Source organism: Rodentibacter rarus, from assembly GCF_001998965.1.
In the GTDB taxonomy this organism is placed as follows: Bacteria; Pseudomonadota; Gammaproteobacteria; order Enterobacterales; family Pasteurellaceae; genus Rodentibacter; species Rodentibacter rarus.
Genome location: NZ_MLHJ01000035.1, coordinates 19,730 through 32,008, shown reverse-complemented (window position 1 = coordinate 32,008; position 12,279 = coordinate 19,730). Strand labels below are relative to the sequence as shown.

Annotated in this window: 10 protein-coding genes; all 10 read left to right on the top strand. The window is 41.9% G+C overall.

The genetic code is table 11. The features are described from left to right. Nucleotides 1-4 precede the first annotated feature (4 nt). The 10 genes from murE to ftsA all read left to right on the top strand — a co-directional run bounded on the left by murE (nt 5) and on the right by ftsA (nt 12,199). The gene (gene murE, locus BKK50_RS04595) at nt 5-1,474 is read left to right on the top strand and encodes a UDP-N-acetylmuramoyl-L-alanyl-D-glutamate--2,6-diaminopimelate ligase (protein WP_077415766.1); all 1,470 of its coding nucleotides are present in this window, start codon (nt 5-7) and stop codon (nt 1,472-1,474) included. Nucleotides 1,475-1,488: 14 nt separating this feature from the next. Next, entirely contained in the window at nt 1,489-2,862 is a 1,374-nt protein-coding gene (gene murF, locus BKK50_RS04590) for a UDP-N-acetylmuramoyl-tripeptide--D-alanyl-D-alanine ligase (RefSeq protein WP_077415764.1), read from the top strand. After that, nucleotides 2,856-3,938, top strand: a complete 1,083-nt coding sequence (mraY, locus tag BKK50_RS04585) for a phospho-N-acetylmuramoyl-pentapeptide-transferase (RefSeq protein WP_077415762.1) — start codon at nt 2,856-2,858, stop codon at nt 3,936-3,938. Before murF ends, mraY begins: the two co-directional genes overlap by 7 nt. A gap of 115 nt (nt 3,939-4,053) precedes the next feature. Continuing rightward, on the top strand, nt 4,054-5,364 hold the full coding sequence (gene murD / locus BKK50_RS04580) for a UDP-N-acetylmuramoyl-L-alanine--D-glutamate ligase (RefSeq protein ID WP_077415760.1): 1,311 nt from the start codon (nt 4,054-4,056) through the stop codon (nt 5,362-5,364). An 11-nt stretch (nt 5,365-5,375) separates the two neighbouring features. Further along, a complete protein-coding gene (gene ftsW, locus BKK50_RS04575) occupies nt 5,376-6,560 on the top strand; it encodes a putative lipid II flippase FtsW (RefSeq protein WP_077415758.1) in 1,185 nt (394 codons plus the stop codon). An 8-nt stretch (nt 6,561-6,568) separates the two neighbouring features. Next, nucleotides 6,569-7,627 (top strand): undecaprenyldiphospho-muramoylpentapeptide beta-N-acetylglucosaminyltransferase, encoded by a 1,059-nt coding sequence (gene murG / locus BKK50_RS04570; RefSeq protein WP_077415756.1) that lies wholly within the window; start codon nt 6,569-6,571, stop codon nt 7,625-7,627. Between the two features lie 86 nt (nt 7,628-7,713). Continuing rightward, nucleotides 7,714-9,141 carry a UDP-N-acetylmuramate--L-alanine ligase gene (gene murC, locus BKK50_RS04565; RefSeq protein WP_077415754.1) on the top strand — a complete coding sequence of 476 codons (1,428 nt, stop codon included), beginning with the start codon at nt 7,714-7,716 and terminating at the stop codon, nt 9,139-9,141. A 73-nt stretch (nt 9,142-9,214) separates the two neighbouring features. Beyond that, nucleotides 9,215-10,135 carry a D-alanine--D-alanine ligase gene (locus BKK50_RS04560; RefSeq protein WP_077415752.1) on the top strand — a complete coding sequence of 307 codons (921 nt, stop codon included), beginning with the start codon at nt 9,215-9,217 and terminating at the stop codon, nt 10,133-10,135. Next, a complete protein-coding gene (locus BKK50_RS04555; RefSeq protein ID WP_077415750.1) occupies nt 10,135-10,899 on the top strand; it encodes a cell division protein FtsQ/DivIB in 765 nt (254 codons plus the stop codon). Before BKK50_RS04560 ends, BKK50_RS04555 begins: the two co-directional genes overlap by 1 nt. Before the next feature lie 22 nt (nt 10,900-10,921). Continuing rightward, nucleotides 10,922-12,199, top strand: coding sequence for a cell division protein FtsA (ftsA, locus tag BKK50_RS04550; protein WP_077415748.1), 1,278 nt, complete (start codon nt 10,922-10,924; stop codon nt 12,197-12,199). Nucleotides 12,200-12,279: the final 80 nt, after the last annotated feature.

Below are 12,279 nucleotides of genomic sequence, written 5' to 3'. Positions count from 1 at the left end.
AACAATGAAAAAATTAACCGCACTTTTTAATTTGCCTTCGCTCTCAACCGAGGTTGAGATTAATGACCTGGTTTTGGATAGTCGAAAGGTAAAAAACGGTGATTTGTTTGTGGCAATAAAAGGACATCACATTGATGCCACTCGTTTTATTGAACAGGCGATTTCAGCCGGTGCCAGTGCGGTTGTTGCGGAAACTGAGGATAAGAAGAAACATCTCCATCTCACCTACCAACATCAAATACCGGTGATTTATTATTATGAACTATCAAAAAATTTATCCCAAATTGCGGATAAATTTTATCATTCACCTTCTAAAAAATTAGCCCTTGTGGGGGTGACCGGTACAAATGGAAAAACCACCGTATCACAATTGTTAGCCCAATGGGTTCAATTGTTAGGGCATAAATCAGCAGTAATGGGGACGATTGGTAATGGTTTACTGGATCAAGTGGTTGAGGCTAAAAATACCACCGGCTCACCTGTTGAAATCCAATCTTTATTGGCTTCCTTTGTGGAGGCGGGGGCAGATTTTGCCGCCATTGAAGTGTCTTCTCACGGATTGGTTCAACACCGTGTAGAGGCGTTAGATTTTAATGCGGCTATTTTTACCAATTTAAGTCGTGATCATTTAGACTATCACGGTTCGATGGACAATTATGCACAAGCAAAAAAACGTTTTTTCTTTGAATTAAATCCTAAACTGAAAATTGTGAATGCAGATGATCCGGTTGGTGTCGAGTGGTTAAATGAATTAGCGGACGGCATTGCGGTCACTGCGGATGTTAATTTCCAACCGATTTCTGATAAGTGGTTGAAAGCAACCTCTGTGAATTTTACCCCGGAGGGGGCGGTTATTGATTTTACCTCCACTTGGGGGAAAGGAACATTAAACAGCCCGTTAATTGGCGAGTTTAATGTCTCAAATTTGTTGTTAGTAATGGCAACATTATTGGCGTTAGGTTATTCGTTGAATGATTTAACAGGGAGTGTTTCAAAATTAAAAGGAGTTCGAGGACGTATGGAAATGATTAAAAGAGTCGGAAAACCGGCGGTTATTGTTGATTATGCTCATACACCGGATGCGTTAGAGAAAGCCCTTATTGCCTCACGTGAGCATTGTGATGGTAAGCTTTGGTGTATTTTTGGTTGTGGTGGTGATCGTGATGTGGGTAAACGTCCGTTAATGGCAAAAGTTGCAGAGCAATTTGCAGATAGAGTGATTGTCACCACAGATAATCCACGCACCGAAGATCCTGATAAGATTGAGGCGGATATCGTGGCGGGTTTTCGCAATATGGATAATGTAGGGCTAATCCCTGATCGTGAACAAGCCATTGAATTTGCGATTGAAGGAGCCGGTGAAAATGATCTTATTGTCATTGCAGGAAAAGGGCATGAAGATTATCAAATTATCGGTAACGAAACTTTGCCTTTTTCAGACAAAGAAACTGCAATAGAGTATTTGCTCCGATAAATTGAGTTGTAGTTATGATTAATTTAACCACGCAGCAACTGGCCCAAGTGTTAAATGCCGAATTAATCGGTGATGAGGCAGTGACGATTGAAAGTATCAATACGGATACCCGTTTATCCGTTCCCAATCACGTTTTTTTCGCCTTAAAAGGTGAAAAATTCAATGCCCATCAATATCTTCACCAAGCGGTGGCACAGGGGGCTACCGCTTTGGTCGTTGAACAAGTGAATGAAGATATTTCGATTCCTCAACTTGTGGTGGAGAATACCCGTTTAGCATTAGGGCAATTGGCGAAGTGGCTGCGTGAAAAAATTAATCCGCATACCGTGGCGATGACAGGCTCTTCCGGTAAAACTACAGTAAAAGAGATGACCGCAAGTATTTTGCAACACACCGCCGGAAATCCTGAGGCGGTGCTTTTTACCCAAGGGAATTTCAATAACGATATCGGTGTACCGCTCACCTTGTTACGTTTAGAACCAAAACATCGTTTTGCTGTCGTTGAACTTGGGGCAAATCATCAAGGTGAAATTGCTTATACAACCCGGCTTGCACAGCCTGATGTGGCATTAGTGAATAATATCGCTCCGGCGCATTTGGAGGGCTTTGGTTCTTTAATGGGCGTTGCCCAAGCGAAAGGTGAAATTTATCGTGGTTTAACCGCCAATGGCATCGCCATTATTAATGCTGAACATAATTATCTTGATATTTGGCAAAAAGAAATCGGTGAACATACCATTCAATATTTTAACGGAAAAGATTTTTACGCTGAACATATTCAATACCATGAGCAAGGTGTGCGCTTTACATTGGTTTCGCCACAAGGCAGCGTTGAAATTCATTCACCCTATTTAGGCGTACATAATGTAAAAAATGCATTGGCTGCAACCGCACTTGCTATGAATGTGGGAGCAACCTTAGCCGATGTGAAAAAGGGCTTGGAGCAACGTTCTCAAGTCAAGGGGCGTTTATTCCCTATTCAAGTCAATGAGCATTTGCTCTTGTTAGATGATACCTATAATGCGAATCAAGATTCGCTATGTGCCGCTATTGATGTGCTAAAAAATTATTCCGCTTTCCGAATTTTGTGTGTGGGGGATATGAAAGAGTTAGGGGAAAATTCTCTTGAAATTCACCGTAAAGTGGGGCAATACGCTAAAATAGCCAATTTAGATTTCGTTTGTTCTTTTGGTAAGGAAAGTGCGGTTATTTCTGAAGCCGTTTTAGGCAAGCACTTCACCGACAAAGAAGAAATGGCAGATTTTTTAGTGCCAATGATTGAGGCGCAATTAAAACAAAATAAAGATGTTGTGGTGCTAGGGAAAGGCTCCCGATCAATGAAAATGGAAGATGTGATTGATTTATTAAAAGGTAAAATTAAATGTTAGTTTGGCTTGCTGAATTTCTTGTTCGTTATGAAACGGCGTTTAACGCAATTTCATATATTACAGTGCGTGCAATTCTTGCGTTGTTGACCGCTCTTTTTATTTCTCTTTGGATAGGTCCAAAGGTTATTAAACGCTTACAGATTTTAAAATTCGGTCAAGAAGTGCGTAATGACGGGCCGGAAAGTCACTTTGCCAAAAAAGGAACACCAACAATGGGTGGGGTTATGATCCTTTTTTCTATTGGGGTGAGTACATTACTTTGGGCTAATTTAGCTAATCCTTATATTTGGGTTTGTTTATTTGTATTATTCGGCTATGGCGCAATCGGTTTTGTTGATGATTATCGCAAAATTACACGAAAAAATACTGATGGCTTAATTGCCCGTTGGAAATATTTCTGGATGTCGGTGGTTGCCCTTGCGGCGATTATTTGGTTGTATTGGCTTGGTCATGATACGGATGCCACCCGTTTGGTGGTGCCGTTCTTTAAAGATTTTATGCCTCAATTAGGGCTTTTTTATATTGTATTATCCTATTTTGTGATTGTGGGCACCGGCAATGCCGTGAATTTAACTGACGGATTAGATGGTTTAGCCATTATGCCGACATCACTGGTAGCAGGCGCTTTTGCCTTGATTGCATGGGCAACAGGAAATATCAATTTTGCCGAATATTTGCATATTCCTTATATTAAATATAGCTCTGAAGTGGTGGTATTTTGTACGGCTATTGTGGGCGCAGGGTTAGGCTTTCTTTGGTTTAATACTTATCCTGCACAAGTCTTTATGGGCGATGTGGGATCATTGGCATTAGGTGGCGCTTTAGGCGTGGTGGCTATTTTGGTTCGCCAAGAGTTTTTATTGGTGATTATGGGCGGTGTTTTTGTGGTTGAGGCGCTTTCGGTGATCTTACAAGTGGGGTCTTACAAATTGCGTAAGCAACGAATTTTCCGAATGGCGCCGATTCACCACCACTTTGAATTAAAAGGTTGGCCGGAACCTAGAGTGATTATACGGTTTTGGATTATTTCATTAATGTTAGTACTCATGGGGCTTGTTACCTTAAAACTCCGTTAGTCTTTCTTATGCTCGCTCTTTCAATGTTTGGAAGAGCGACCTTCTTTCTTTTATATGGGAAAGAAAGGGAATTGCAGCACTCAATCATTCAACAGAATTAAAAAGACAACATAAAATGAACAGTTACCAAAATAAAACGATTACGATTATCGGACTAGGCAAAACAGGTTTATCCTGTGTGGATTACCTTCAATCTCAGTATGCCAACATTCGGGTGATGGATACCAGAAAAAATCCGCCGGGTGCAGACCAATTATCTCCGACTATTCCCCTCCATACCGGTGGCTTAAATCAGCAATGGCTAAATGAAAGCGATATGATTATCATCAGCCCGGGGCTTTCGGTAAAAACAGCGGAAATTCAGACCGCACTTTCCAAAGGCGTGGAAGTGATTGGGGATATTGAATTATTCTGCCGTGCAGCAACCAAACCTATTGTGGCGATCACCGGTTCAAATGGTAAAAGTACCGTCACCACACTGGTGTATGAAATGGCAAAAGCGGTCGGTGTAAAGGTGGGCATGGGGGGCAATATCGGTATTCCTGCGCTCTCCTTACTACAAGAAGAGTATGATCTTTATGTGCTGGAATTATCCAGTTTTCAATTAGAAACCACCTATCACTTAAATGCTGCCGCAGCAACGGTGTTGAATGTCACAGAAGATCATATGGATCGTTATGAGAACTTAGAAGAATATCGTCAAGCCAAATTACGGATTTATCACAATGCTGCCGTTGCAGTCGTCAATAAGGAAGATCCACTCACTTTTGGCGAAAGGGAAAACCAAGCCAAACAGTGTTTATCCTTTGCCGAACACCATGCCGATTATTGGCTGAAAACCGAAGAAGGCAAACAATATTTAATGGTAAAAGACGAAGTGTTGTTAGACTGCGAAGAAGTGGGGCTTGTCGGGCGACATAATTATATGAATATTCTTGCCGCAACCGCATTGGCACAAGCCGTAGGAATTAACTTAGCCGCAATTCGTACCGTACTTCGTCAATTTAAAGGGTTGGAGCACCGCTTTCAATTGGCGTATCAAGAAAAAGGGGTGCGTTGGATTAACGATTCTAAAGCAACCAATGTGGGCAGTACGGTTGCCGCACTTACCGGCTTATTTGTAGAAGGTAAACTGCACTTGTTATTAGGTGGGGATGGTAAAGGGGCGGATTTTTCAGAATTGGCAACCTTAGTGAATCAACCACACATTATCTGTTATTGTTTTGGGCGGGATGGTGCGTTGTTGGCAGCGCTTTCAGCACAAAGCCATTTATTTGACACGATGGAACAGGCAATCGGCTTTTTACGTCCAACCCTCAAAAAAGGGGATATTGTTTTATTATCACCGGCTTGTGCAAGCCTTGATCAGTTCGCTTCTTTTGAAAAACGTGGCGAAGAATTTAGTCGTTTGGCAAAATTAAATTAATTAATAAAACCATGGATTTTATTCAGAAAATTAAGCAAAATTTTGAACATTGGACCAGAATTACGCCTCAGGGATTACTCTATGACCGGGCGTTATTCTTACTTTTCATCATTTTATTAATCATCGGTTTGGTGGCGGTGACCTCGGCATCCATTCCTTACAGCTCACGTTTATTTAATGATGCTTTTTATTTTGCAAAACGTGATGCACTTTATGTGTTTCTTTCTCTTTTGACCTGCTATTTCAGTATGCAAATCTCCACCGAACAGTGGCGAAAATGGGATGGAAGACTCTTTTTTTTAGCCCTTGCTTTACTGATGGCTGTCCTAGTTATAGGCACATCTGTAAATGGATCAAAACGTTGGATTTCCCTCGGTATTTTGAATTTCCAACCGGCAGAATTTGCAAAACTTGCCTTGACCTGTTTTTTATCCGGTTATTTTACTCGTCGTTATGATGAAGTGAGGTTAAAAAAATTGAGTGCCGTTAAACCCCTCCTTGTTATGGGGATTATGGGAGGATTGTTAATCATACAGCCGGATTACGGTAGTGTGGTTGTTTTGTTTGTGGTGACCTTTGCCATGCTTTTTATCGTTGGCGCAAACTTTTATCAATTTGTTGGATTAGGACTTACCGGTATAACATTACTCATTTGGTTCGCAATTTCTGAAGCTTATCGTCTGAAGCGTATACTTGCTTTTCTTGATCCATTCAAAGATCCTTATAAGAAAGGCTATCAGCTAACAAACTCTCTCATGGCATTTGGAAGGGGAGAAATAACCGGTGAAGGCTTGGGGAATTCCATTCAAAAATTAGATTACCTCCCTGAAGCACATACGGATTTTGTGATGGCGATTATTGGTGAGGAGTTCGGGTTTATTGGGATTTTAGTCGTAGTGTTTTTACTCGGACTATTAGTCTTCCGAGCCCTGAAAATCGGTCGTGAATCTTTGCAATTAGAACAACGTTTCCGAGGATTTTTTGCCTTTGGTATCGGCTTTTGGATTTTCTTCCAAGGCTTTGTGAATTTAGGGATGGCGCTTGGGATGTTGCCAACCAAAGGATTGACTTTCCCATTAGTAAGCTATGGGGGGTCAAGCATTATAATTATGTCGGCAACCATCGGTATTTTGCTACGTATTGACCACGAAAATCGTTTACAACGGGGTGGGCAGGCACGTTTGCGTGATGATTAGGAATCAAAATGAATAAACAGAAAAAATTATTAGTGATGGCAGGTGGCACAGGTGGGCATATTTTCCCTGCTATTGCGGTGGCACAAACGTTACAGAAACAAGGATGGGCTATTTGTTGGTTAGGCACAAAAGATCGGATGGAAGCCCAACTTGTCCCTCAATATGGCATTCCTATTCGATTTATTCAAATTTCCGGTCTGCGAGGTAAAGGGATTAAAGCCCTTCTTACTGCACCTTATGCGATTTTACGCGCAGTCCTTCAAGCGAAAAAAATTATTCAACAGGAAAAGCCTGATGCCGTGCTAGGCATGGGCGGTTATGTTTCAGGTCCCGGTGGTGTGGCGGCAAAACTTTGTGGTGTGCCCATTATTTTACACGAACAAAATGCGATTGCAGGCTTAACCAATCAATGGTTGGCGAAAATAGCGACTCGTGTATTACAAGGTTTTCCAAAGGCGTTTCCCCATGCGGAAGTAGTGGGAAACCCCGTTCGTCAGGATTTCTTTACTATGCCAACTCCGCAAGAACGTTTTGCTGGACGTGATGAAAAACTAAACGTGCTTGTGGTCGGGGGGAGCCAGGGGGCTCGGATATTGAACCAAACGCTACCTAAAGTGGTGGCACAACTCTCGGATAAATTAAATATTCGCCATCAGGTAGGGAAAGGAAATGTCGAAAATGTGACCGCACTTTATGGCGAAAATGCGTCACAAGTGAAAATCACCGAGTTTATTGATGATATGGCGGAAGCCTATGCTTGGGCTGATGTAGTGATTTGTCGATCCGGTGCCTTAACCGTATGTGAGCTTGCGGCTGTGGGAGCAGCGGCAATTTTTGTCCCATTCCAACATCAGGATAAGCAACAATACCTGAATGCGAAATACCTCGCTGATGTGGGAGCGGCGAAAATTGTGGAGCAGGCGGATCTCAGCCCGGAAGTGTTAATTGACTATTTACAAAATTCCACTCGAGATGAACTTTTAACGATGGCATTAAAGGCAAAAGCAATGTCCACGCCATTTGCTGCACAGCGTGTTGCTGATGTGATTATTGAAAATGCAAAATAATGTAAAAATCCTTTGGAATTTTGACCGCACTTTTAGATTTAGAATGGGCGAGAATTTTTTTCAAGGGTAAAAGGAAAAGAAAATAGATGAAACATTCTCACGAAGAAATTAGAAAAATAATTCCTGAAATGCGCCGGGTTCAACAAATTCATTTTATTGGCATTGGCGGTGCAGGGATGAGCGGTATTGCTGAAATATTATTGAACGAAGGGTATCGGATTTCTGGTTCGGATATTGCGGATGGGGCGGTAACTCAACATCTTGCACAAGCCGGTGCAAAAGTTTTTATTGGACATTGTGCCTCAAATATTGAAGGGGCAAGTGTGGTGGTGGTATCGAGTGCAATTAGTGAAGATAATCCGGAACTGGTTGCGGCAAAACAGAACCGTATTCCGGTGATTCAGCGTGCACAGATGTTGGCAGAAATTATGCGTTTTCGTCACGGTATTGCGATCGCCGGAACACACGGAAAAACCACGACAACGGCAATGATTTCTATGATTTATACCCAAGCAAAATTAGATCCGACCTTTGTTAATGGAGGATTAGTGAAATCTGCGGGAAAAAATGCCCACCTTGGTGCGAGCCGTTATTTAATCGCAGAAGCGGACGAAAGTGATGCGTCGTTTTTGCATTTGCAGCCTATGGTATCGGTGGTGACGAATATGGAGCCGGATCATATGGATACTTATGAAGGCGACTTTGAGAAAATGAAAGCTACTTACGTGAAATTTCTACATAATTTACCCTTTTACGGTCTGGCTGTGATGTGTGCGGATGATCCTGTGTTGATGGCGCTTGCACCAAAAGTAGGACGCCAAGTGGTGACCTATGGGTTTAGTGAGCAGGCGGATTATCGAATTGAGGATTATGAACAAACCGGTTTCCAAGGACATTATTCTGTCATTTGCCCAAACGGGGAACGCATTAATGTATTATTAAATGTGCCGGGTAAGCATAATGCCTTAAATGCCACGGCAGCACTTGCGGTTGCAAAAGAAGAGGGGATTAGTAATGAGGCAATTTTAGCCGCACTTGCGGATTTCCAAGGCGCCGGACGTCGTTTTGATCAACTGGGTGAGTTTATTCGCCCCAATGGTAAAGTTCGCTTAGTGGACGATTATGGTCATCATCCAACGGAGGTGGGAGTAACGATTAAGGCTGCACGTGAAGGTTGGGAAGGCAAACGGGTTGTGATGATCTTCCAACCTCATCGCTATTCACGAACCCGTGATTTATTTGATGATTTTGTTCAAGTGCTTTCGCAAGTGGATGCGCTGATTATGTTAGACGTTTATGCCGCAGGTGAAGCACCGATTGTCGGGGCAGATAGTAAAGCCCTTTGCCGCTCAATCCGCAATTTGGGGAAAGTCGATCCGATTTTAGTGTCTGATACGGAACAATTGGGGGATGTGCTTGATCAAATTATCCAAGATGGCGATTTGGTATTGGCACAGGGGGCAGGAAGTGTGAGCAAAATTTCTCGCAATTTGGCGGAATCTTGGAAGAATTAAAATCATTAAAAATAGGCGTAGGATTTAACCATCCATATTTAAAAATTAATCGCAATAAAAAAATGGGATAAAAATGAATTTAAAACAAGAAAAAATTGCAGTGTTATTAGGGGGAACTTCCGCTGAACGTGAGGTTTCGTTAAATTCAGGGAAAGCTGTGTTAGCGGCGCTTATTGCACAGGGGTATAATGCGCATCCTATTGATCCGAAAGAATATAACGTAGCCAATCTGAAAAAGGATGGATTTGATCGGGCTTTTAATATTTTGCACGGTCGGGGCGGAGAAGACGGCACCATGCAGGGATTATTAGAGCAAATTGGTTTACCTTATACCGGCTGCGGTGTGATGGCTTCGGCATTAACAATGGATAAAATGCGCACTAAAATGTTATGGAAAGCCTTTGGTTTGCCGGTCGCAGAGATGGAAGTGGTGACGTGTGAAACCTTTGCTCAATTAGATCCGCAAGCGGTGGTGGCAAAATTAGGTTTACCGCTTATGGTGAAACCTTCTTTGGAAGGCTCAAGTGTCGGGCTAACCAAAGTCAATAGCGTGGAAACCTTGAAAAGTGCGGTTGAATTTGCGCTTAAATTTGATAATACGATTTTAATTGAAGAATGGCTTGCCGGTGATGAATTGACCGTGCCGGTATTGGATAATCAAGTCTTACCTGCCGTGCGTATTGTACCGGAAGGTGAGTTTTACGATTATGAAGCCAAATATCTTTCCGATAATACCCAATATTTCTGTCCAGCGGGTTTAACGCCTGAACGTGAACAGGAATTAGCCTTATTGGTAAAACGTGCCTATGATGTGGTGGGCTGTCGTGGTTGGAGTCGTATTGATGTGATGTGTGATGCGAAAGGGGATTTTCGGTTGGTCGAAGTGAATACCAATCCAGGTATGACAAGCCATAGTTTATTTCCTAAATCTGCAGCGACAGCGGGAATTTCTTTTGAACAATTAGTGGTGAAAATTCTGGAGTTAAGTGCGTAATGAATGTGCTGAAACGCAAAAGTACGCAAAATGTTCGCTATGGCGAATCAACCTTTAAATATCTCCGACAACTTCGTTTGTTGATTGTGCTATTGTGTGCCGGGTTTGGGTATTTTGTTTATGCAAATTGGCAGGATTGGTTAGTGCGTTTTGATTCTAAGCCAATTAATGCTTATGCTTTAATTGGTAAAACAGAATTTACCGATTATGCGGATGTGAAGGATATACTCCTGAAATTGGGGGATTTGAAAGGTTTCTGGGGGCAAGATGTTAAGGTGGTTCAAGAGCAGTTAGAAACATTACCTTGGGTGAAAGGGGCGGTCGTTCGTAAAGTTTGGCCTAATCGTTTGAGTATTTGGTTAACGGAATATAGTCCGGTGGCGATTTGGAATAAAACAGAATTCGTGACGAAGGATGGGACGGTTTTTCAATTGCCAATGGATCGTTTGAAAAATAAGACATTGCCTTATTTAGGAGGGCCGGATTACCAGAGTCCAAAAGTGCTTGAAGCTTGGAATCAGATTTATTCGGATTTTAAAGCGAAAAATTTAAACGTAAAAGGGGTAACGATTGATGAACGTGGGGCATGGCAAGTGACCCTTGATAATGATATCGTGCTAAAACTTGGGCGAGGTGAGTGGCAATCAAAACTGGAACGTTTTGTTACAATTTATCCGCAAATTGAAGTTTCGGAAAATAAGCGAATCGATTATGTTGATTTACGCTATAATTCAGGGGCGGCAGTCGGAATGGTAGAGCAATAAATTCAGTGGGTGTAATAAAGAAATGGCAAAAATAGTTGAAACAAAAGCAATTGTCGGGCTTGAAGTCGGCACATCAAAAGTGGTGGCCGTTGTAGGTGAAGTGCTACCCGATGGTGTTGTCAATGTTCTCGGTGTGGGAAGTTGCCCATCAAAAGGAATTGATCGTGGCAGTATTACGGATTTAGATGCTGTAGTAAATTCTATTCATCGTGCCATTGAAGCGGCAGAATCTATGGCAGACTGTCAAATTATGAGCGTTACTTTGGCAATTACCGGTGAACATATTCAGAGTTTAAATGAAAGTGGATTCGTTCCCATTGGCGAAATGGAGGTGACCCAAGAGGAAATTGATTCAGCACTGTATAATGCGAGCACGATTAAATTGCCGGAAGGGGTTTCTTTACTCCACGTTATTCCACAAGAATATGCCGTTGATCGCCAGTTAAATATTAAAAATCCTCTTGGTTTACAAGGGGTGCGTTTAAATGCCCATGTGCATTTAATTGCCTGCCATCAAGATTGGCAAAATAATTTGAAAAAAGCGGTTGAACGTTGTGGCTTGCAAGTGGACAAAGTAGTGTTTTCCGGTTTTGCGGCAACCCATTCGGTATTAACCGAAGATGAAAAAGATCTCGGCGTTTGTTTAATTGATTTTGGTGCCGGTACAATGAATGTGATGGTGTTTACAAACGGTGCATTACGTTTTAGTAAAGTCATTCCTTATGCCGGCAATATTGTTACCAATGATATTGCACACGCTTGTACGATTTCTCGTGCAGAAGCTGAACGTGTGAAAGTGAATTACGCCAGTGCCATTTATCCGGCTCGTTTACATGGTGATAAAAAAATTGAAGTAGCGGGGATTGGCGGTCGAGCCCCTCGATATCTGACAAAAAGTGATTTATCTTTAATTACAGCAGCGCGTTATACGGAACTTCTTGGTGTTGTGAAGGACGAATTAGATAAACTTAAAGCGGATTTAGAACGCAAACATATTAAGTTTGAGTTAATTGCTGGTGTTGTCATTACAGGTGGTGGTGCACAAATTGAAGATTTAAAGGAATGTGCCATGGAAGTATTTGGTTGTCAGGTGAGAATTGGTAGCCCATTAAATATCACCGGGTTAACGGATTATGTGAATCGCCCACAGTATTCAACAGTGGTCGGATTATTGCAATATAGCCATAGTAATAGTGATGATGAGCTTATCGGTAACGATCATTATTCTGAGGGCAATATCTTCGGGACAATTTGGAGCGGAATTAAAAAAATTGCAAATAAAGTGCGGTCAGAATTTTGATTATTTTGATTTTTCATCTACAATACGAAAAATTTAACTTTTATTAATGTGCTAGCAGAGTATTTAGCGGAACGGAGAAC